Source organism: Micromonospora sp. MP36, from assembly GCF_008119785.1.
Taxonomy (GTDB): domain Bacteria; phylum Actinomycetota; class Actinomycetes; order Mycobacteriales; family Micromonosporaceae; genus Micromonospora.
On sequence record NZ_VSFA01000055.1, the window covers coordinates 24,907 to 47,026 of the forward strand.

Genomic DNA, 22,120 nt, shown 5'->3' on the forward strand with positions numbered 1-22,120 from the left:
GAGAAAGCTAGGTTGCCGCCACCGCAGTGCCCGTCCGACCTTGACCCCGCAACGCCAATGGACTTTACTCAAGCGGGTGTTTGCATGGCGAACAGGATGCTTTGGTGAGTAACCCGCCGGGTCTGGGCGCGCGCCGGAACGCGTCACCGTCGAGACAGAGCACTTGCGTCGCCTCATCGAAGCGCAGTTCCCGCAGTAGGCCGACCTTCCCGTCGAGCCGGTCGCCAAGGGTGGCCGAATGTAGCGGAGACTTCGTACGCGGCTGCATGGCAGTCACAATCGGATGCTGCAGGCGGCAACAATCACACCAGGAGCGGATTTGTCTTCGACTACTGAGCGTGGCAACGCCCGGATGAGCTTACCACCTGGCATTTCGCCGATCATAATGCTGCGCTCCCTGTTCAATGGGATCTCGGTCGGCCTATACATGGCCGGCAGTTCAGTCTTCTTCATCAAGTATATCGGTCTCACGCCGCAGCAAGTCGGACTTGGACTCTCAGTCGCCTGGCTCATCAGCACAGCAACGATGGTTCCATTTGGCATGTTGGCGGATCACTTCGGCGGTCGAACCATCTGGTCGATTGGCACGATCGCCAGCGCGGCGGTTTTCTGCTTGTACCCATTCGCCGAAGGCTATTGGCAGTTCCAGCTGATCGTCGGCCTCGCACTGCTCTTCGCCGGCCTCGGCAGTTGCGGTTACGATCGCTATCTTGGCGACCTCCTTCCCGAAGGCAGCCGGGTTCGCGGCAGCGCCTTCCTTCGAACTACCTCCAACGTCGGCATGGCGTTAGGCGCAGCCATTGCCGGTGTCGCCATTTCGTTCGGCACTCGCCCCGGCTACCTGGCGATTGTTCTTATCACTGCCGGCGGCACCGCGGTAGAGGCGGCACTCATCATGTGGGCGGTGCCCAATGTGGATCGACGCCACCGCCCGACCAAGTCCGCGACCCCCCGCAAGCCGATAGCGATACGTGACCGGTCGTTCGTAGCGGTGTCCTTGTTGAATGCCGCTTTCCTTCTGAATGGGCCGGTTCTTTCAGTTGTGCTGCCGTTGTGGATTCTGTCGAACACCGATGGACCGGCGTGGCTTATTGCCGGCACGTTGCTGGCAAACATGATCCTCGTCGTGGTGCTTCAGATCCCGGCTAGCCGCGGCGTGGAAACGCCGAGCGATGGAGCGCGAGCCTGGGCGCGGTCTGGCATAGCCCTTGCTGTCGCCTGCGTCAGTTTTGCCGTATCCGGCACAACCGGTGGTTGGGCCACCGTCGTCAGTCTTGCCATGGGTCTTGTGGCGCTTACTGCCGGTGAGCTCTTCAGCGCGGCGGCCTCCTGGGCTGTCCGCTACGGCCTGTCACCGGAAAGCCGGCGTGGCGAGTACATCGCAGTATTCCGGCTCGGTGGGCTGGTGAGCTGGATCGCTGGTCCTGCCGTGCTGTCGTTTCTCGTGGTGGCCGGCGGACCGGCTGGCTGGCTTGTTCTGGCCGGCGGATTTGTTGCCGCTGCCACAGTCGCCCGCCCCATGGTCAGATGGGCGAATCGCCAGAAACGAGGTGAGGAACCGCAAGCTGAGATCGTGCCGGCACTCGGCGGTGGCCCAGGCACGGCCAGCGGAGCGACGTGACCCGTATCTGAGGTTCCCCGGTCCAGCCGCACGAGGCCGGAACGCGGGCTACTCAGACTCTAGAAGGCTGACGACTCCTTCAGCCATTCCCTGCGGCGTCGGGTAGTCGAAGACGGCCATCGGGCCAAGATCGGCTCCGGTCGCATCGCTGATGAGGGGAACCATCCTGATCGCTGTGATCGAGTCTCCCCCCAGCTCGAAGAAGTTGTCGTCTCGGTGAATCCCCTCGATGCCCAGGGTGCGTTCCCACGCGTCGAGGACGACCTGCAGGACATGGGAGACCTCGATACTCATTCCGCCACCCCTACGTTCGGCACCCCGACGACCTTGTGATTGTGGTTGAGCGCGAGACTCTGCAGGATCGAGATCGTGACCGGGACAGCGCGGCTGGGCAGTCGCGCCCTCAAGAACGCGCGCAACACCTCCGGCTCGACCGGCTCGCTCAACACCACCGACAGGCCGACCAGCGTCCCTGCCGGGCCGTCGTACGGCGCGACGTGCGCCTGCTGCACAGCCGGATGCCCGAGCGCCGCGGCCTCGACTTCCTCGGGTGCGATCCGGAGGCCGTTGACGGAGATCTGCCTATCGAGTCGGCCCGTGATCCTCGGGCCGTCAGCCCGGTCGCCCGCGACAGCACGGTCACCGGTGCGGTACGCGCGATACCCGGGCTCCGCGAGCGGATCGTCGATGAACCGATCGGCGCGACCGCCCGGGCTCACATAACCCAGAGCAAGGTACCGGCTGCGTACGACCACCTCGCCGTCCATGAGGAACAGTTGGGCGCCGGCGACCCCCTCGCCCACTCCGAGCGTCGTTGCGTCCGACAACGCCGGATCCGGCACGACCCCGCGGCCGAGGATGAAGCACGACGCGATTTGAGGTGTCTCGGTAGCACCGTAGGCGTTGACCACGACCGAGTCCGTGATCCCCCGAAGTCGCCGCACCAGTCCGACCGGAAGAGGTGCGCCGCCGGAGACCACCAGGCGCAGCTGGTCCAGTCGCAGGGGTCGACCGGCCATCGCCAACTCCAGGAGAGCAGGCGTCGAATGGAGGATGCTGATGCCGGTCGAGTCGATGAATTCGGCGACGGCCCTCGGGTCGCGCAGAACGTCGGCCGGTGGAATCACCAGCGTTCCACCGCTGTGCAGTGGAACCAGGATGTCACGCAGCAGCGGATCATGCCCCAAACCGGACACGAGTGCGACACGGTCATCGGGACGCGGAGTGAACTCGGACAAGTACCACCGCATCGGACCGGCCAGACCCGCGGCCGACACGGCGACCGCTGCCGGGACGCCGGCGCTTCCCGAGGTCATGAGGATGTGACTGCACTCGGGGTGGGCGGGAAGCGCATCGTCGAGCCGAGACAGGCCATCGCGCCGCAGACGCCACCTCGGCCTGACGGCTCGCTCGTTCTGCTCGATCCGCATGCGAGGCAACGTCGTGTCGATGAGTTGCACGCTCGCTCCGACCGTCCAGGCGGCGAGCAGCATGATCGGCAGATCCCGATGACGCTCCGCGTGCAACGAGAGCGTCTCCCCCGCCCTGACGCCCGCCCGACGCAGGGAGTCGGCGGTCGCGTCGATCATCGACACGAGCTCACCGTAGGAGGTCGTCCGATCAGGATCGACGATGGCCGGTGCCGAGGGAGTGTGCGCGGCGACTGCACGAACCGGCGCCACCAACAGTTCCGTGAGCACGCTTCAGCCGACCCTTCGAGGACCGTGGACACCGATCTCGGCGTCGTCGCCTGTCGGGGCATCGAACCGACCTGGCGCAACATCTAGCGGGTCGCAACTCGACGAGGAGCGGCCCAGTCCGTCGGGCAGGGGGCCCAGAAACAGGTCCGTGGGCGGATCGGGCGCCAGATAGAAGTGCCCGCCAGGACGGACGACGTGCGCGAACCGTCCATGTGTCAGATCCGCCCACCGAGCGCAATGATCAGGGGTCACATGGGTGTCCGATTCCCCGCTGACCACCAGCAGCTCGCATCCCAGGCCGGCGCCCGACGGGTGTCGATAGCGCTGGAGCATCGTGTAGTCGGCGCGCAGGTAGGGAAGAACGAGGGCACGAACCCGTGGGTCTGCGAGCAGCTCAGGATCATCCACGGTTCCGCCGAGTGAGACCAGCGCGCGTAGCGCCGCGTCGTCGTTCCACACGTCGAGGCTGGCGACACCGTCGCGTTCGTGCGGCGCTCGCGAGGCGGAGACGACCATGCGCTCGACGGAGTGTCCGAACGACTCCAACAGGCGCGCGACCTCGTAAGCCACGATCGCGCCCATGCTGTGCCCGAACAACGTCGTGGGTTGGGCCGGCGCCGCCCTCAACGACTCGGCCACTTCGGCGGCCATCTCGAGAAGGCTAGTGGCGCAGGGCTCGCGCAGTCGGTCAGCGCGCCCCGGGTACTGCACGGCCACCAGCGCTACGTCCGGGGAGAGTAAGGGCACCCACGAGCGGAAGAAGTTCGCCGACCCTCCAGCGTGCGGGAAGCACACCAGGCGACGGCGAGCTGCCACGTTCGGCGTGAGGGTGCGGAGCCACTGGTCGTCACCCATCGCGTCGCTCCCCCGCGGCCGCGACCACCAGACGCCGCAGTTCTTCGAAGCTCGCCACACCGTACACGTCTTCGAACTCCAGTTCGACGCCGTAGGCGGCGCCCACGTCGTCGATGAAGCGGATCAGGTCCAGCGAGTTTCCTCCCGCGTCGAAGAAGCTCTCTCCCGCGCGGGGGGCCGAACCCGTGCGACGCAGCCAGAAGGCGGCGAGGTCCGCACTGCTCGGCTCCTGCGGGGCACCGTCGTGGTGCCCCAGGACACCGACGCTGCCGGCGAGCGCGTCGCGGTCGACCTTGGCGGACCCGGTGAGCGGGAACTCCTCGACGAGCTCGATGTGATCGGGCACCAGATAGGTCGGAACACGCTCCGCGACCCTCGTACGGATGCCCTTCGCGTCCGTTCCGTCGAGACCGTCGGCGGCGCGAACGAAGGCGACGACCCGGCGCTCGTGTCCCGAGCCGACGGCGACCGCGACCACCTCGGCGACCGCGGGGTCCGATCCGACGGCGGATTCCACCTCGGTGAGGTTGACGCGGACACCTCTGATCTTGACTTCGAGGTCGGCACGACCGTGGAACTCGAGGACGCCGTCCGCACGCCGCGACGCCTTGTCGCCGGTGCGGTAGAGGCGCGCTCCCGGAAGCGAGCTGAAGTGGTCCGCGGTGAACCGCGCGTGGGTCGTCTCCGGGTCCTGGAGGTAGCCGCTGGCCAGGCGGTCACCGCCGACGACGAGGTCGCCCACGACTCCGGGCGCGGTCGGCTGGAACTCGGCATCGACGACATAGGCCGTGGCACCGGCGACGGGAACACCGATGGGCACCGAATCACCCGTCCCGTCCCACTCCTGGAGCCGGAAGGCGGTGCTGATGACGGTGTTCTCGGTCGGCCCGTAGCAGTTGATGATGTCGACGTCCGGGCACAGGGCCTTCGCCGCGCGCGCCTGCCCCACGGGCATGACGTCGCCTCCGACGATCAACCGGCGGAGGCCGGCGAGAGACTCCGGGTATCGCTCGACCATGAGGGCGAACACGGCAGGCGTCAACACCGCCACCGTCACGCGGTCGTCGCTGAGCAGGTCGGCCGTCGAGCGCAGCGACATTCCGCTCCTCGGGGCGCACAGCACGCCCGCGCCCACGAGGAGAGCCGACCAGATCTCCAACATCGAGGGGTCGAAGGCGAGGGTCGTGTGGACCAGGAAGGTGTCGTCGGCGCTCAAGCGCGTCGGGCTGTCTCGCAGAGCCAAGGCGCACAGGGCACCCTGAGGGACGCACACCCCCTTGGGGTCCCCGGTCGAACCCGACGTGAACAGCACGTAGGCCGTCGCATCGGCCCGGTCGACCGGGATGGCCTCCGGACCCCGGGGTTGCCCCTCTTCCACCAGCTGTCGTAGGTGTCCGCGTGTCGGGGCCGTGACGCCGGAAGGAAGGGAGTACGCGTCGGTCTCCACAACAAGCTGTACGGACGCCGCCGACACCGTCCGTGAGATCCGGTCCACCGGATGCTCGGGGGCCAACGGCACGACGTGGGCTCCCACGATCCACGACCCGAGCATCGCGACGATGCTGTCCCGCGAGCCGACGCCGAGTATCCCGACCGCCGATCCCTGCTCGATGCCTCTGGCCCGCAGGGCCGATGCCACGCGGTTGCTCCCGGACCAGACCTCGGCGAATGTCGCGCTACCCAGCGGGTCTTGGACCGCGATCTTGGCGGGGCGCAGGCGCACCTGGCGCTCGAACGCCGCCGCGACGCCTTCGAAATGCTCTCCCACTACGAGTCGTCTCCCATGCCGCGACGGTCGAGCAGCCGCTCGACCAACGTAATCTGATCGCCGAGGGTCCGCGCGTCGACAAGGTCCGCCAGCTCGAGGGTCACCGGCAACACCTTCTCCAGCCGGCGAGCGAGACGGATCAGCGTCAGCGAGTCACCGCCCTCGGCCGTGAAGTCATCGGTCGGCCGCGGAGACTGGGTGCCGAGCAACTCGGCCCACGCCGCGCGCACCTCCTCGGCGGGGGTGCGCCCGGCGGGTTCGGCGGTGCGCCCCTCGGCCAGGTGCTGTTCGGCGAGAGGCGCCGCTGTCTCGACAGCTAGCTCTGCCTCGGGTGCGACGTGTCTCGGGCTGCCCGCGAAGGTAGAGCCGGGAAGGTGCACCCGCCGACCAGGCGGAGCGAGGGCAGCGAGATCGACGGGCAGTCCCTGTGCCCAGAGTGCTGCCACCGTTCGTGCGGGGGCGTCATCGTCCTCGTGCGCGGTGGCCGTCAAGGGTAGGCAATCGATCCCGGCAGCCGCGGCCAGCCCGGACAGGGCGCGCCCGGGCCCGATCTCGACAGCCATCGCGTCGGGGAAGGTGCGGGCGATCGTGGCCAAGCCGTCGCCGAACCGCACCGTGCCCCTGGCGCTCCTGGCGAACATGTCGAGCCGGCGTCGCGAGCCCCGCTCGATCATCACGCCGTCCAAGCAGCTCAAAAAGGGGATCTCGATCTCGTCGCCCCAGTCATCACCCGCGTGCACGAGGAGATCGTTCACTGCGGGCTCCATCAGCCGGCTATGGAAGGCGTGGGAGGTCCGCAGGCGTTTTCCGGTGAGCCCGCCAAGGTGACGCTCGACCTCGTCCACCGCCAGGTCGGTGCCGCTCAACACCTGTTCGCGCGGACCATTCGCCGCCGCCAGTTCCACGCGGCCACCCGACGCCTCGATGAGCTCCTCGGCCTCGGCCACCGAGCATCTGACCGCCAGCATGGATCCCGGCGGACAGTCCTGCATCGACCGGCCGCGCAGGGCGATCAGGCTCACCGCCTGCTTCAGATCCAGCATTCCGGCTATGCAGGCCGCCGTCACCTCACCCACACTGTGGCCCGCCAATGCGCTGGGGCGCAGTCCGAACTGTTCCAATGCCCTTGTCGCGGCGTACTCGAGGGCGAACAGGCACGGCTGCGCCAGCGAGGTGTCACGCATCTGGTCATCGGGGAAGTGATGATCCGTCATGGCCGCGCGAACCCGGTCGGCCAGCGCCGTGTCGAAGTAGTGCAGACACTGTTCGAGGTAGTCGTCGAACCCGGGCAGGGACCGCCGGAAAGGCGTGGCCATTCCGGGACGCTGACTTCCTTGTCCAGGAAAGAGAAAGATCAGGGGGCGCATCGCTCCGGTTCGCGACTGTCCTCGCGCGACGCCGCGACCGGTGCGCAGTTGTTGTGCCGCATGCGCCGCGCTGCGCGCGACCAAGGCGAGTCGCTCGATCTGCGGAGCCCGCCCGACTCGCAGCGTGAAGGCGACGTCGGCGAGCCCCTGGTCGCTGTCTTCCAGATGCCGGGCCAAGCGCTCGGCATCGCGCTCGAGTGCGTCCTGACGACCGGACGACTGGACGATCACCCTGAGCCGCTCGTCGCCGGAGTGCGGTGCCGGTGGCCGGACGGACGGGGGCTGTTCAACGACGACGTGCGCGTTCGTTCCCCCGATGCCGAACGAGCTGACACCCGCGCGGCGTGGTTCGGGACCTGACCAGGGTTGCGCTTCCGAGGGGACGCGCAGGGGCGAGGCGGCCGTGCCGAGTAGGGGGTTGAGCCTGCGGAAGTTCGCCACGGGAGGTATGCGCGCGTGGCGTAGCACCAGCATGGCCTTGACGAGTCCGGCAAGACCGGCGGCGGCGTCGAGATGCCCGATGTTGGCCTTGACCGCGCCCACCGCGACTTGTCCGTCCGGGACGCCCGCCTCCTTCAGGACGGTCGTCGCGGCCGACCACTCGATCGAGTCGCCCACCCGCGTCCCTGTGCCGTGGGTTTCCAGGTATCCGAGGCTGGTCGCCCGCACATCCGCGGAAACGAGCGCCGACCGGATCGCGTCCGCCTGTCCCCGTGCGGCGGGCGCGCTGAACCCCGCTTTGGCGGCTCCGTCGTTGTTCACGGCCGAGCCGAGGAGCACGCCGTGCAACGCGATCTCGTCGCCGACGTCGGCGAAGCGGCGCAGCACGACGGCCAGGACACCCGAACCACCGACCACGCCGGTCGCGTCCACGTCGAACGGGCGGCACTCCCCGTCCTTCGACATGATCCCGCCGCTGCTGTACCGGTGGCCCGCCGCCGGCCACCCCAGGGAAGCGGCCACCACCACCGCTTGATCGCAGTCGCCGTTGGTCAGCGCCTGTATCGCGAGATGCACCGCCACCAGCGATGAGGAGCAGGCGGTCGAGACCGCCATCGCAGGCCCGTGGAGGCCGAGCCGGTACGCGATCCGAGTGGCCATGAAGTCGCGCCCGGTGCCGATGTCGATCCGTTCGACGACATCGGGAGCGAGATCCGGCCTGCGCAGCATCTGTGCCGCGTAGCGGCTGGGACTCGACGAGGCAAAGACCGCGGTGCGGAGCTGGTCCTCCAGCGGATTGCGTCCGGCGTCCTCCAACGCCGACCAGGTCGCCTCCAGCATGAGTCGGTGCTGGGGATCGGTCAGCTGCGCCTCGCGAGCGCTCATGCCGAAACGCTCGGCGTCGAAGCGGTCGATGTCGGCGATCAACCCGCGCACGGGGACATAGTCCGGGGCCTCGGAAACGCTCGGTGCGACGCCGGCCGCGAGCAGCTGCGCGGGGTCGAGCCGAGTGGTGAGTGCCTCCCCTCTGCACACGGCGGCCCACCAGGCATCGAGGTCCGCCGGCCCGGGAAGCCTCGCGGAGACGCCCGTCACGGCGATGTCGAGCGACCGATCCCTCACTGGGCGCCCTCGCCACGCCCTCGTCGGGCACGACCGGCAGCCGCGAGTCTGGCCTGTCGCGGATCGACCACGGGGCTGACCTCGGCCGTGCCGGTGAGGCGACCGAACGCCGCGCTCTGCGCCGCCACCGTGGTGGCCGAGAAGAGCTCGACGATGTCGATGGTGATGTCGAGACGATCCTCGATTTCCGCTTGGAGGAGGGGAACCAGCAGTGAATGCCCTCCCGCGTCGAAGAAGTTCACGTCGTGGGCGACGGTCGGGACTTCCAGCACCTCGCACCACGCGGCGTGGATCGCGGCCAGTGCGTCGCCGTGTGCCTCCGACGCCACGGCGGTGCGGTCGGCATCGCCTGCCGAGCTGCTCCGGAGCGCCATGAGGGCATCTCGATCCACCTTGCCGCGCGACGTCCGCGGCAGCCGGTCGACACGGTGAAGAACGCTGGGCACCATGGCCGGTGGCAGCAGCTCCCCGAGCCGCGCACGAAGCGACTCGACGTCGCGTTCGCCGTCGAGGACCAGGAACGCCTCCAACGTGGCGCCGTTCGGTGCCACGAGCACCGCGGTGTCCACCACGCCCTGCAGCGAGCGCGTCGACGACTCGACCGCCCCGAGGTCGACGCGATGTCCACGCAGCTTGACGATCTGGTCGCGGCGCCCCAGGATGCTCAGCGCGCCGTCGTCATTCCAGCGGACCCAGTCCCCGGTCCGATACATTCGGGACTGCTCCTGCGCGAAGGGATCGCGGACGAACACCCGGTCGGTGAGTTCCGGCTTGCCCAGATAGCCTCGAGCGACGCGCTCACCGCCGACGTACAACTCACCCACGGCGCCTCTCGGCATCAGGTTGCCGTGCCGATCGAGGACGTAGAGGTGCGAGCCGGGTGCGGGCCCGCCGATGTCGACGCGATCGCCGGGCCGCAGACGGCGGAACGTGCTCCAGACAGTCGTTTCCGTCGGGCCGTACTCGTTGACCAGATCGGCGTCGGGATGCCAGGCGAAGTGCTGGGCCGATGTTGCGCCGGGAAGCGACTCGCCGGCGAGGATGACGGTGGACAGCGACTTCGCGGGATCGATGGCGTCCCGTTCGGCCGCGTCCAGCACGGAGGCGTAGAGCGCCGGGACACTGAGCATGGTCGTCACCGAGTGACGGCGAATGATCTCGAGGATCCGGCGTGGATCCCTGATCTCGTCGGCCTCGGCGACGACGAGGCATCCGCCAGCCGACAGCGTGCCCCACAGTCCAGCCATCGAGGAGTCGAACGACAGCGGTGAGAGCAGGAGGAACGTGTGCGTTCCGGGGTAGGTCATGTGGCGCGCCGCCGTCGAGTTCGCCAGTGAGGCATGCTCCACCACCACGCCCTTGGGCTCCCCGGTCGTCCCCGACGTGTAGATCACATACACGGCGTCCTCGGGCCGGGCCTCGGGCAGAGTCACGTGAGACGCGTCGTGGCCGGCGTCGTGCCGCGGCTGAACGGCGGTGACACCCGGGATGTCCGTCGACTCGGTGACCAGCAGGTCGACCCCGGCGTCGTCAAGGACCGCCCGGATGCGCGCCTGCGGATCGTTCGGGTGGAGGGGCACATACGTACCTCCCGCACGCAGCACGGCGAGTACCGCCACCACCGCATCCACCGACGGGGATAAGTGCACGCCGACCCGGGTCTGACGACCGACACCATGTCCGTGCAGGACGTGGGCCAGGGCCAGAGAGCGCCGTGCCAGCTCGGAGTACGTAAGCGAGTTCGCTCCGGCCACCACGGCCGTCCTGTCCGGCCACCGGCCGGCCACGTCGACCACCTGCTCGTGGATGGGTCGGAGGTCGCCCACCACGCCGGCTCCCCGCCCCAGTGCCAAGAGGTGGCGGCGCTCCTCCGCCGAGACGACGAGCTCGTTCCGAGCATCATCCGACTCGGCGAACCGTTGCAGGACCGATCGCACGCTGTTCAGCAGGCGGCGGATGTCCTCCTCGGCGTGACGCTCCCGCCGGAAGACCGCGACGAGCTCGGCCGCGTTGCCGCCTTCGCGCAGCGTCAACGTGAGCTCGTACTGCGCGATCCGTACCGGCAGGTCAAGGGGCTGCACCGTCACGCCGGCGATGTCCGGGATCGCCCGGGTGGGCTCGAAGTTGAACAGCACCTGGAACACCGGAGTCGTGCCGGCGTCGGCGCCCCGATGAACGCGGCGCACCAGCTGGTCGAAGGGGATCGCCCGATTGGCGTACGACCTGAGCAGACTGGCGTGGGCTCCCCGCACGAGATCGGCGACAGAGGCACCTGCGAGATCGCGCAGGCGCACCGGCACAGGGTTGACGAACGTGCCGGTCGTGTCCGCGAAACGAGCGGAGCGCGTGTCCATCGACGCGCCGATCAGGAGGCTTCCCGTGTCGCGGTATCGGCTCAGTGTCAGCGCGAATGCCGCCAGTCCCACCACGTGCGGAGTGGTGCGACGACTTCGCGCGAGATCGCGGATCGCCGACCACGTCTCAGGGGACAGCCTCTCCCTTACGGTGCCGGCATTCTTGTCCTGCGACAGGCTCTGCAATGGCAGCCCCAGAGGCGTGGATTCGTCCTCCTCCTCGTCGAGACGAAGCTCCTCGACCCAGCGGTCAACGCGGGAAGGATCAGGAGACCCGGCCGCCTCTTCCTCGATGTAGTCGCGATAGGACGGACCCGCCGGCGAGCCGGACCGGCCGTCGTAGGCGGCGAACAGGTTGTCGATGACGATGTCAAGCGACCGGCCATCCAGCACCGCGTGGTGGGCGCTGAGGACCAGGACGTGTTCCTGGGACCCGAGCCGCAGGAGCGCCAGGTCGGCCAAGGGCTCCTTGTCCAGCATGAACACCCGACCGACAACTGATTCCAACTCCAGCTGGAGTTGCTCGGGAGCGACCACGCGAATGGACATGTCCATGTCGTCGACAGGCCAGTAGTCGCGACTCGGCTCGGCTGACGAGTCCAACAAGCGAAGTCGCAACTCATCATGGTTGCCCAACACGCTCCGCCAGGCTGCGGCGAGTTTCCCGGTGTCGACGGCACCGATCAAGCGGGCCGCCCACACCACTGTGAACTCGGCGCTGGAGGAATCAACCTTGTAGGCAAACCACATTCGCCCCTGCGCTGACGAGAGCGCAGGGAGACTCCTCGAGACCACCTTTTGAACCCCCCGAGTTGCGCGAGTGCTCACGTTGCTGGCCAGTGTGAGGTCGCGAAGGGAACTCTAGCCTCTGCCCCACCGAAGGTACAGACCGTATTCGCGGCATGCACGTCGATCTCCGCTGCTCGTGTCGCCGGCCGTTCGCCCTCTGTATCCTCGTCAGGGATGTGGCCCCGGCCCGAGGTGTCTTTCGACGAACTCATGTTCCCGGAGCAGGGCGTCGACCACGTTGTCGGGGTTGCTGAGCCCGTGACCTTCTCCCTCGTACGTCACGAGCTGGACGGGAGTGCCGACGCGTCGGAGCTCGTCCGCCAGCCTGCCCGATTGGGAGTGCGGAACGATTGCGTCGTCGCGTCCGTGAATGAGAAGCGTGGGGGTACGCAAGTCGCCGACGTAGGTCAGTACGGAGCGACGCTCGTACTCCGCTCGACCGGCGGGCCAGGGAGCGATCAGCCCGTCCAGATAGCGTGACTCCATCTTATGGGTGTTCTCCGGCAGCGCACTGGGATCGACCACGCCGCACACACTGGTCACGGCCGCGAAGTCGGGCACGCTCTGCGCCGCCCGCAGAGCTGTGAGGCCACCGGAACTGAGGCCGCGGATCGCGATCCGACGAGGGTCGACCCTGCCCTGCGCGACGAGGTGGCGGGCGGCGCTGACCGAATCGGCGACGTCGAGATGACCCCACTGGTGCTGGATGGCCTGCCGATAAGCGCGACCGTGCCCCGCACTTCCGCGATAGTTGACCTCCACCACCGCGTAGCCTCTGCTGGTCCAGAACTGCACCCAACCGTTGAGCACCCCGGTAAAGCTCACCGTCGGTCCACCGTGGCACGAGACGATGAGCGGCGGCAGGCTGCCGCCCGTTGGCGGCTCGTAGTAGATCGCGTAGGCGAACGAGTCGTCGTGGGTCGGGAACCTCAGGCGTTCGGGCATGCTGATGCCATCGGGACGTCTGGCCGAGGCGCCGCGCAGCAGCCGCAGGTCCCCATCGGATAGCTCGGACACTTCGATCGGCTGGACGGAGGATCCGCCGAGGATGGTGACGTCGGTGCCCGAGCCCGCCACACCCTCGACCACCCACGCCGGGCCGGGCAGGATCTCGAGCGGCCCGCGTCGAGTGATCCGGCAGACCACGTCCCCGCTAGCGTTCCGAGCGGCGGCTACGATGCTGTCGTCGTCCAGGAACGCGTAGGTGGCCAGTCCGCAGGACCAGTCGGGTCGGCCGAACTCCGCCGGCATCGGTGCCAAGGCGCGCAGGCCGCCGTCGACCCCGTCGGCCGCGTACAGATTCCACCAGCCGCTCTCGTCGTGAATCACGTGCAGGACGCCGGCGGGGCTGTAGCGGGGTTGGGTGAAGGAGACCCCGGGTCGCCCGTCGATGACGACGTCGCCCGCCGGTCCGACCTCACGAAGCACCGACTGGTCCCAGGGCATGTAAGGATGGTCCCAAGCCACGTAGGCGATCCTGCTGCCGTCGGGGCTGACCGCGGGCGCGCCGTAGAAGTCGTGGCCCGATGCGACCACCTCTATCCGCCCACGCCCGTCCGTCGTGACCGAGACGATGTCATGACTCACGCCCGTCGCGAGCTCCCGTTCGCGGACCGCGTAGAGAAGGCTGCCATCAGGGCTGGGCGCTGGGGCGGCGTAGTGGGTCACCTCGTCGGTCGGCGGTGAGAGCACGGTGACTTCACCTCCCGGCGACCAGCGGTACAACAGCTGATCGCGGGCGCCGACGAAGAAGATGGTGCGCCCCGAGACGACGTAGGGGCGAGACCCGTAGCCGTAGACGCTGGACCTCACCCGGATGTCATCCGGCAGCGCGGGACGCGTTTCGCCTGTGCCGTCGGAGCACATGAGACGACCCGCAGTCCTGGAGTCCCGATCGGTCTCCACCCAGTAGGACCGGCTTCCGACTCTGCTCACGAAACTCAGGTCACGCATGCCACGGACCAGGTCCACGGCGGGAACGGGGTTGCGGCTCGCCCCAGCCGCCGGAGGGTGAGAGTTCATCAGATGACCGACGTTAACAGACGTGAGAGGCGGACAGCCCGCGCAGACTCCGACAGTGGATCTCCGGTCGGTGGATACGCGCTGTTCTCGGGCTGAATAGGTGCGCTCTGTCGAGTAGAGTGCGTACGCGCTGCGACGAGCAGCGCAGGGACCAGGAGAGGAAACCGCTCGGCATGCAGCTCTTCCCCTCACCCGATCTCGCCGATCCGCGGTTCTTCACCCAGACCGCCCATCTCGAGCTGTGGCAACGCGCTCGCCGCGAGCATCCGCTGCAATGGGTCGAGTCGGACACACAGGGGCCGTTCTGGTCCGTCACCACGCATGCCCTGGCCACGCGGATCCTGGAGGATCCGAGCACCTTCACATCGACTCGTGGCATGAGGTTGGGCGCTCGCCCCGCGGGCGTGGCCGCCGCTGCGGATCGCATGCTGGTCGTGGCCGACGGACAAGCTCACGCGCGCATCCGTGGCGCGCACGCGCCCTGGTTCACCAGCAAGAACGTCAAGCTGGTCGGCGAAGCCCTGTCCGGCCACCTGCACGCCCTGCTGCGACCTCTGACCACGGGGGAGCCGGTCGACATCGTCGACGTGTTGGCGGACGCCGTGCCCACCTATGTGATGGCCGAGATGCTCGGCACCGATTTGGACGAAACGCACGAGCTGAGCAGGCAGGTGCGCACCAGCTTCGACGAGTCGTCTGGGCCTGCGGACACTCAGGATCCAGCCGAGCACGCCGCCGCCAGCGCCCGGGTGTTTGCGTACTTTCACAAGTTGGTGCGCGCGCGGCGGGCGAGTCCAGGCGATGATGTCGTCAGTCGTCTCATGAGACCTCTGGCCGACGGCACACACCTGACGAGTCAAGAGCTGTTGCTCAACTGCGACGGGCTGGTCAATGGAGGGCTGGGCACTTCCCGGCACGCGGTGTCGGGAACCGTCGAGGCGTTCGCGCGTCACCCGGACCAGTGGGCGAAACTTCGCGAGAACCCCTCTCTCCTGAGCGGCGCTGTCGAAGAGGTCCTGCGGTGGGCCTGTCCACCGATGCACGTGATGCGCACGGCGACGACGGATGTCGAGCTGGCGGGTAAGAAGATCGCAAACGGGGACCGGGTCGTGGTCTGGCTGCCCTCATGCAACCGCGACGAGGCGGTTTTCACCGAACCGGACTCGTTCAGGATCGAGCGACGACCGAACCCGCACCTCAGTCTCGGCGCGGGTCCCCACTACTGCATCGGGGCGGCCGTGGGACGCCTCGAGATTCGTGTGCTTCTGCAGGTGATGCTTGCCAGGATCGAGCGCCTCGAACTGTGCGGTGAGGCCGCCCGAAGTGCCTCCTCCTTCCTGAACGGGGTCGACCGGCTCGAAGTCCGAATGAACCCGCTGTCTGCCCAGCCGTGATCGGTTCCGAGTCTTCCCGGCTCACTCGGCTCGCGGATCCCGGTTGTCATCCTCGCCGGACGATGGGCCGCCGCGTCGCACTCCCCGTCATCGCCGCGCATCCGGACGTCGACGTTGACGTGCAACGGTTCCACTGGCCGGGTTCGAAGACGACAACGGTGCCCCCGCAGCGCACCGTGGGATACCTCGGGTCGCGATAGCATCCGTTCGGACCGGCCGGCGCCCGCGGATCGACGCGCCACAAAGCTTTCGAGCACCGGATCCGTTCGGGGGTGTCTTGGGATGCGGGATCTGCCAGAGCCAGTCGGTGACCCCGACTCCAGATCAGCCACCCGCTTCCTGCTGTGGTTGGCGCGCGGTCAGGTTCGTGGACTCGTGGCTGCCACGGTCTTCGGCGTCACCACCATGGTGGCGACCGCTCTGGTGCCGGCCGCCATCGGCCAGGCGATCGACGCCGGATTGGATGCCCGCGACCCCGGTGCGCTGATGGCGTGGACCGGGGTGGTGCTCGCCCTCGGCGCCGTCCATACCGCGACGGCGATGTTGCGTCACCGAGTAGTCGCCCGCAACTACCTCGTGGGAGCGTTCGCGACGGTGATCCTGACCGTGCGGAAGATCGTCCAGCTCGGGAACACCCTCCCCAAGCGTCTGGCATCAGGCGAGGTCTTGAGCATCGGAGTGTCCGATGCCGACCGGATCGGAGACGCCATGGTGATCACCGGGAGGGGCGTCGGTGCGCTGGTCGGCCTGATCGTGGCGGGCGGCATGTTGATCTCGACGGTGCCCGAGGCAGGTTGGGCCGCGGTGGCAGCGGTGCCACTCGCCGCCTTCGGGATCGGTCGGCTCCTGCGACCGCTGCACAGCAGGCAGCAGGACCAGAGGGCGGCGCAGGCCGATCTCGCGACCCGAGCCTCCGACATCGTCGCCGGCCTGCGGGCGTTACGCGGCATCGGGGGCGAGGACGTCTTCCTCGACCGGTACCGCGCGCAGTCACAAGCGACGATGAGGGCGGGAATCAGGGTCGCCGTGGTCGACGCGCTGCTCGTCGGCTACAAGGCTCTGCTGCCGGGACTCCTCGTGGCTCTCGTCGTCTGGGTCGGTGCCCGGCAGGCGATCAGCGGCGCGATCACTCCGGGAGAGCTGGTGGCCGCCTACGGCTACACCGCTTACCTCATCTCGCCGTTCGGCACGCTGACCGCCATGGCCGGCAAGTGGGCCAAGGCTCACGTCGCCGCCGAACGACTGGTGCGACTGCTGAACATCGAGCCCGAGATCACCGATATGTCGGGAGCCGGCCCGGTCCACGTTTGGGGGCCGTCACCTCAGCGGATCGTCGATGTCGAGTCGGGCCTGACTCTCGCGCCCGGACGGTTCACGGCAGTGACGGCGACAGAGCCTGCTGACGCCGCCGCCATCGCCCATCGGATCGGTCGGCTCAGTGATGACGGCAGGGTCCTCTACGGCGAGCAGAAAATCACCGATCTGCCACTCGGCGTCCTTCGCAAGACGATCATAGTCACCACGCCCGAGGACCGCTTGTTCTCCGGCACGCTCCGCGAACAACTCGATCCGCACGCCGGCGTGCGCGAGACCGCGAGCAGGTCCCGGGACGCGGCGATCATGGACGCCATCGACGTGGCGTCGGCATCCAATGTCGTCAACGAGCTTCCGGCAGGCCTCGACTCCTACCTTCACGCGGCGGGCCAGGAGTTGTCCGGGGGGCAGCTCCAGCGGCTGCTGCTGGCACGGGCGCTGATCACCGAGGTGCCGGTGTTGGTGCTCGTCGAGCCGACCACGGCGGTGGACGCGCACACGGAGGCCGAGATCGCTTCGCGCCTCGGTCCCGCGCGGGCAGGCAAGACCACGATGGTGGTGACGTCGAGCCCGATCGTGCTCTCCCGGGCCGACCATGTGGTCATGGTCTCCGCCGGGCGCGTGGTCGCTGAAGGCACTCACGCCGAGCTGCTGAAGACACATCCCGAGTACGCGCGCACGGTAGCGAGGGACGGCCAGTGAACGTCGAGACGAATCGGCCGATCCTGCCCGTCGCGACAAGCAGCGACATCCGCGACTATCTGCGCATGCTCGCCAAGCGATTCCCGTGGAGGTTTCTCGGGGTCCTGGGCCTGCAGGCATCCGCGGTAGCCACGGCGCTGATCCCACCGCGGCTGCTCGGTGCCATCGCGCAGGATCTGACGGACCATCGCGCCACGCCGGAGCAGGTGACATGGTTCGCGCTCGCGATCGCCGGCCTCGCCATGGCGCAGGCGCTGCTCCTGGCCTTCGCAGCACGAGCTTCGGCGGTCCTCGGCGAACTGGTGCTGGCCGAGCTCCGCGAGAACTTCGTGCGGAGTGTTCTGCTTTTGCCTCTCTCGACCGTCGAGCGGGCAGGCAACGGCGACCTCACGACACGAACCACGCGTGACGTCGACGCCATGGTGAAGTCGATCAGATCGGCCGTCCCCGAGGTGCTCATCGCGATGGTGACTGCGGGAATGCTGGTGGTCGCCACGGTGGTGAACGGGCCGCTGCTCGCCCTGCCGATCCTGATCGTCATCCCGACCCTGCTCTGGGCAGGGCGCTGGTACCTACGCCGGGCAGGCGACGCCTACCTAGCCGAGAACGCGTCCTGGGGCGAGTTGGCCGAAGGCATCTCACAGAGCGCCGACGGCGCTCGCACCGTCGAGATGTTCGACCTGGCACGACAGCGAGTGCACCAGACCGACGACGATCTGCGCCGTGCGTGGCGGGCCGAGAAGGCCACGTTGCGCCTGCGCACCTTCTTCTTCCCCCAGGTCGACGGAAGCTTCGTGATCCTGCTCGGCGCCACGCTGGGTCTCGGTGGGCTGTTCGTCCTTCACGGTTGGGCCACGATCGGATCCCTGGTGGCCGCGACGGTATATGCACAGATGCTGTCCCACCAACTCGGCCAGCTCCTGAGCTACGTCGATGAGTTGCAGGTCGCGGCCGGTTCCCTGGCCAGGCTGCTGGGAGTGGCGCAGGTGAGACCGGATCGCGAGGCCCGCCCTGCCACTGTGCAGGACGAGCGCGTGGTGGCCACGTCCCTGCGCTACTCCTACGACTCATCCGTCGAGGTGCTCCGCGGGATCGATCTGGAACTCCATCCGGGGCAGAGCCTGGCGATCGTCGGGCCGAGCGGTGCGGGCAAGTCGACCCTCGCCCGCCTCCTGGCCGGAATCCACCCACCGAGCGGCGGGTCGGTGACCGTGGGCGGCGTGCCGCTGGTCGAGCTGCCGCTCGGGGACCTGCGTGGCCACGTGGCGCTGCTGACTCAGGAACACCACGTCTTCATGGGAACGCTGCGGGAGAACGTCGTACTCGCCGATCCGGCCGCCACCGATGCCCGGGTGCGCGACGCGCTTATGGCGGTCGACGCGTGGAGATGGGTCGAGCAGCTGCCTGCCGGCCTGGACACCATGGTCGGCTCGGGGCAGCACCGGATAACCGCCGCGCAGGCGCAGCAGGTCGCGCTCGCTCGTCTGATAGTGGCCGATCCGCACACCCTGGTTCTCGACGAGGCGACGTCGATGCTCGACCCGACCTCGGTCAGAAACCTGGAGAGGTCGCTCAAGGCCCTGCTCGACGGCAGGACCGTGGTGTCGGTCGCGCACCGCCTGCAGGTGAGCCGTGACGCAGACCGCATCGCGGTTGTCCGCGACGGCCTGATCGTCGAACTGGGCTCACATCAGGAGCTCCTCGAGGCGGGGCGCGAGTCCGCCGAGCTGTGGAAGTCGTGGCAGGGTTCCGACAAGGCTTCCTGAGACGACCGCCGAGACGGGGGGATCGCCGGACCGCGGCGGCCCCCCGTCAGGAGCCACCGACACAGCACCGTGCCAGGTCCTTGGCGAACTGGTCGACGAAGGCAATCTCGTACATTCCCTGCGCGCACGAGCAGTCGAGCACGCCGGTGCCGTCCTTGTAGAGGAACAGCAGCATCGCCAGACCGGGCTGGTGGTAGTCCCCTGCGACGACGGGGAGCGACTCCCTGGTGAGTGGCACACCGTCAAGCTGGATCCCGGGGCCTTCGGTGTTGACGTTGAGGTATCCGTAGGTGGTCGGCTTCCTGACGTAGGCGTCGGGGAATCGGGCGCGGACGTACTCCTCGTGGCTGAACATGCTGTGCTCGACCGCGTCCAGCATTCCGGCACGAACCTTCGGCGCCAGCGACGAAACGGTATCGTGCGCATCCACCTGGACGCGCAACATCATCCGATTCGAGCAGTACGCGACCAGCTCCTGCGTCTGCGGCCACAGGCGTCGCGAGGTCGCGAAGTGGAAGCGGACGTCGGCGGAGTGTCCATGGGATCGCAGTGTCACGGCCGTGGCCGCGGAGGCCAGCATGGAAGGCGTTAGACGCAGTGCTGCCGCGTTCTTCCTCAAGCGGTCGACGTCGTCGACCGACAGGTCGACCTGGTGACTGATGTAGGGAGCCAGAGAATCGCACTGCCCCAACTCATGCAGGTCCAAGCCTGGATAGGCGCCGAGACCGGCGTTCTGCTCGTCCCACCATGACAGCGCACGCTCGCCTGCCGCAGAGGCGATCCACGCGCGCTCAGCCCGGGCGAACCCGGTTGCATCGCTGACCAGCTCGTCGAATACCGAGGGCGGCTGCTCGATCAATCCCTCGTACACCATGGCCAGGTCGCCGAACAGAACCCTCACGCCTGTGGGATCGATGATGCTGTGCTCGATCGACAACCCGAACATGTCCGCTTCGGCACGATGAAGGACGACCGCCCGGATGAGCGGCCGCTCGTCCGGCGAGAACGGCTGCTGCAGCCACGCGTACGCCTCGGCGGCAGCACTGTCGGGGTCGGCTCCGGCGGTCATCTCACGCAACGGCCAGACCGCCTCGTCGGGGAGCAGGCAACCGACAGTGTCGATCGGTCCGTCGGCGAGGAAGTACGTCCGAAGGCTGCTGTGCCGGCGAGCGACAAGGCGGAGGGCCTGCGCGAGCCGAGGCACGTCAAGGCGGCCGGGGTAGGCGAAGGCGTAGACCATCGGGTGCTTCCACCAGCGGTCCGGGCCGCGCAGGACCGCCAGTCGTTTGGTCTGGGTGGTTGTCGCCGGGATGCGAGTCTCACCCTCGTTCCGGTGGGTCTCGGCGAAACCCGAGATGTCCGAGTCAGCGATCACCGTGAACTCCTACGGGACGGGACGGGCTGGTGCGCGCCGTCGGCGCGAGCTGGATCGACCAAGGTGCCGGGTTCGTCGTCGCCAAACGACTCCGCCAACAGGTGGAGCCTGGTGATGAGCGCCTCCGCGGTCGCTTCATCGGCGACTGTGAAGTACGCCTCGAGGCATCCGGCGCTGGCGCACTGCTCGGGATCCAGGACCTCGATGATGCCGGGGACACCCGACACGCGCTCCAGCAGACCGTCGCGCGCCGGTAGCCGGGTGCGTCCGATCGTCTGCGCAAGTGGCTCCCGGACCGACTGTGCCGGAGGCTCCCTCAACGAGACCCGGACCAACTCCTCCCACAGGTCCACCCCTAGGGCGTGCCAAACCATCCGGGCGATGCCCATGCCGCCGGGCCTGATGGCCACCTCTCCGATCACCGGTCCCGACTGGGTGCGGAACACCTCCAGGTGCGTCACCCCCGCCTCGAGTCCGAGCGCCGCGACCACACGCCGGTGCAGGTCGAGGACCTCGATCGAGAACGGTTCGGACTGGTCCACGAGGTATCCGGCATCGAAGTAGGGCGAGCACTGCAGTGGTGGGGTGAAGTAGCGGGACACGGCCGCTCGCGTCACCTCACCGTCCTGCACGACACCGTCGCAGTGGTACTCGTGGGTGAACTGCACTGCTCGCTCCACCTGGACCGGCAGCCGCAGGTCCGCGAGATCGGTGAAGGCGCCGCCGCGGTGACGCTCGGTGAATTCGTCGGGTGTGTCGATGCGATAGGTGTAGTTAGAGCCGGTGCCGAGGACGGGCTTGATGACGACGGGCCATCCGGTCCGCAGGGCGCCGTGAGGCACCTCGTCGAGGGTGGCGACCTGGGCATGGCTGGTGACGGGCAGACCCGCGGAATGCAGTATGTCCTTCATCGCCCGCTTGTGCGCGCTCCAGAGGGACTGCTCGAATCCCGGCCCCGGGACGCCGAGGAGGGAACGGACCAAGCCCGCGGCGACCACGCTCTTCTCCGTGGCGGCGATCACGCAGTCGACGGGTCCGTGTGCGGCCAGCTCATAGGCTGCTGCTTGAACCTGCGTCAGGTCCGAGAAGTTGTCGACCACCGCCAGCGGGTGGCCATGGTACACATCGGCGTTCGCCCGGCGCGTCATCACACGTAGGTCCACATCGGCGCGAGCGCGCAGAACTCGGAGGACCTCTGGGCGATCCGAGTTGAGAAGCAGTACCCGCTTGGTGGAGAGCATCATTGTCACACGTCCGTTTCGATCAGCACCCGAGCGGCCAGATCCTCGCAGACGGCTGCGGCGTCGGCAGCGTCCATGCCGTCGACCATGACGTATCCAGCGCGGTCGTCCGTGGTCTGACCCTGGCGGACGTGATCGCCGACGGCGACCTTGAGGTGAATGTCCGCCGTCGTGCCAACGGTGTCCGGGACGACGATACGACGGACGGTTCCGGCTGGTGGCATGAGGAAGCGGATGGCGGCCCCGCCCCGGGCGACCGGCGCATCAGCGGGCGGCCGCAGCAGACCGA

Annotated in this window: 13 protein-coding genes and 1 pseudogene; 4 read left to right on the forward strand and 10 right to left on the reverse strand. The window is 68.1% G+C overall.

The window, feature by feature from the left end; translation table 11 throughout:
• Nucleotides 1–283: 283 nt before the first annotated feature.
• Nucleotides 284–1,621: an MFS transporter gene (locus tag FXF52_RS27240; RefSeq protein ID WP_148801184.1), complete on the forward strand. Its 1,338-nt coding sequence runs from the start codon at nucleotides 284–286 to the stop codon at nucleotides 1,619–1,621.
• Nucleotides 1,622–1,669: 48 nt separating this feature from the next.
• Here FXF52_RS27240 and FXF52_RS27245 read toward each other — a convergent pair whose 3' ends face one another.
• The 7 genes from FXF52_RS27245 to FXF52_RS27275 form a co-directional block, all read right to left on the reverse strand.
• Nucleotides 1,670–1,915: an acyl carrier protein gene (locus FXF52_RS27245; RefSeq protein ID WP_148801185.1), complete on the reverse strand. Its 246-nt coding sequence runs from the start codon at nucleotides 1,913–1,915 to the stop codon at nucleotides 1,670–1,672.
• Nucleotides 1,912–3,321: an AMP-binding protein gene (locus FXF52_RS27250; protein ID WP_148801186.1), complete on the reverse strand. Its 1,410-nt coding sequence runs from the start codon at nucleotides 3,319–3,321 to the stop codon at nucleotides 1,912–1,914. Before FXF52_RS27250 ends, FXF52_RS27245 begins: the two co-directional genes overlap by 4 nt.
• Nucleotides 3,322–3,324: 3 nt before the next feature.
• On the reverse strand, nucleotides 3,325–4,176 hold the full coding sequence (locus tag FXF52_RS27255) for a thioesterase II family protein (RefSeq protein ID WP_148801187.1): 852 nt from the start codon (nucleotides 4,174–4,176) through the stop codon (nucleotides 3,325–3,327).
• On the reverse strand, nucleotides 4,169–5,944 hold the full coding sequence (locus FXF52_RS27260) for a non-ribosomal peptide synthetase (protein ID WP_148801188.1): 1,776 nt from the start codon (nucleotides 5,942–5,944) through the stop codon (nucleotides 4,169–4,171). Before FXF52_RS27260 ends, FXF52_RS27255 begins: the two co-directional genes overlap by 8 nt.
• Nucleotides 5,944–8,874 (reverse strand): type I polyketide synthase, encoded by a 2,931-nt coding sequence (locus tag FXF52_RS27265; RefSeq protein WP_148801189.1) that lies wholly within the window; start codon nucleotides 8,872–8,874, stop codon nucleotides 5,944–5,946. Before FXF52_RS27265 ends, FXF52_RS27260 begins: the two co-directional genes overlap by 1 nt.
• Nucleotides 8,871–12,056, reverse strand: a complete 3,186-nt coding sequence (locus tag FXF52_RS27270; protein ID WP_370518028.1) for an amino acid adenylation domain-containing protein — start codon at nucleotides 12,054–12,056, stop codon at nucleotides 8,871–8,873. Before FXF52_RS27270 ends, FXF52_RS27265 begins: the two co-directional genes overlap by 4 nt.
• A 129-nt stretch (nucleotides 12,057–12,185) precedes the next feature.
• Nucleotides 12,186–13,883, reverse strand: a complete 1,698-nt coding sequence (locus FXF52_RS27275; protein WP_187413728.1) for a prolyl oligopeptidase family serine peptidase — start codon at nucleotides 13,881–13,883, stop codon at nucleotides 12,186–12,188.
• Nucleotides 13,884–14,212: 329 nt separating this feature from the next.
• Here FXF52_RS27275 and FXF52_RS27280 point away from each other — a divergent pair, with 329 nt between their 5' ends.
• From FXF52_RS27280 to FXF52_RS27290, 3 genes are all read left to right on the forward strand, one after another.
• Nucleotides 14,213–15,433 carry a cytochrome P450 gene (locus tag FXF52_RS27280; protein ID WP_148801192.1) on the forward strand — a complete coding sequence of 407 codons (1,221 nt, stop codon included), beginning with the start codon at nucleotides 14,213–14,215 and terminating at the stop codon, nucleotides 15,431–15,433.
• Between the two features lie 282 nt (nucleotides 15,434–15,715).
• A complete protein-coding gene (locus FXF52_RS27285) occupies nucleotides 15,716–17,449 on the forward strand; it encodes an ABC transporter ATP-binding protein (protein WP_148801193.1) in 1,734 nt (577 codons plus the stop codon).
• Nucleotides 17,446–19,215: an ABC transporter ATP-binding protein gene (locus FXF52_RS27290; protein ID WP_255472400.1), complete on the forward strand. Its 1,770-nt coding sequence runs from the start codon at nucleotides 17,446–17,448 to the stop codon at nucleotides 19,213–19,215. The genes FXF52_RS27285 and FXF52_RS27290 overlap by 4 nt, the downstream gene beginning before the upstream one ends.
• Nucleotides 19,216–19,261: 46 nt before the next feature.
• On the opposite strand, the gene FXF52_RS27295 is transcribed toward FXF52_RS27290, so the two are convergent.
• The 3 genes and pseudogenes from FXF52_RS27295 to FXF52_RS41860 all read right to left on the reverse strand — a co-directional run.
• A complete protein-coding gene (locus FXF52_RS27295; RefSeq protein ID WP_222870704.1) occupies nucleotides 19,262–20,590 on the reverse strand; it encodes a condensation domain-containing protein in 1,329 nt (442 codons plus the stop codon).
• Nucleotides 20,587–21,834: an acetyl-CoA carboxylase biotin carboxylase subunit family protein gene (locus FXF52_RS27300; RefSeq protein WP_148801194.1), complete on the reverse strand. Its 1,248-nt coding sequence runs from the start codon at nucleotides 21,832–21,834 to the stop codon at nucleotides 20,587–20,589. Before FXF52_RS27300 ends, FXF52_RS27295 begins: the two co-directional genes overlap by 4 nt.
• 2 nt (nucleotides 21,835–21,836) lie before the next feature.
• Nucleotides 21,837–22,120, reverse strand: a pseudogene (locus FXF52_RS41860) (hypothetical protein); the annotation flags it as partial.

Coding starts and splice junctions, on each gene's coding strand:
- FXF52_RS27240 (WP_148801184.1), top strand. CDS start 284: ATGCTGCAGGCGGCAACAATCACACCAGGAGCGGATTTGTCTTCGACT.
- FXF52_RS27245 (WP_148801185.1), bottom strand. CDS start 1,915: ATGAGTATCGAGGTCTCCCATGTCCTGCAGGTCGTCCTCGACGCGTGG.
- FXF52_RS27255 (WP_148801187.1), bottom strand. CDS start 4,176: ATGGGTGACGACCAGTGGCTCCGCACCCTCACGCCGAACGTGGCAGCT.
- FXF52_RS27275 (WP_187413728.1), bottom strand. CDS start 13,883: ATGTGCTCCGACGGCACAGGCGAAACGCGTCCCGCGCTGCCGGATGAC.
- FXF52_RS27280 (WP_148801192.1), top strand. CDS start 14,213: ATGCAGCTCTTCCCCTCACCCGATCTCGCCGATCCGCGGTTCTTCACC.
- FXF52_RS27285 (WP_148801193.1), top strand. CDS start 15,716: ATGCGGGATCTGCCAGAGCCAGTCGGTGACCCCGACTCCAGATCAGCC.
- FXF52_RS27300 (WP_148801194.1), bottom strand. CDS start 21,834: ATGATGCTCTCCACCAAGCGGGTACTGCTTCTCAACTCGGATCGCCCA.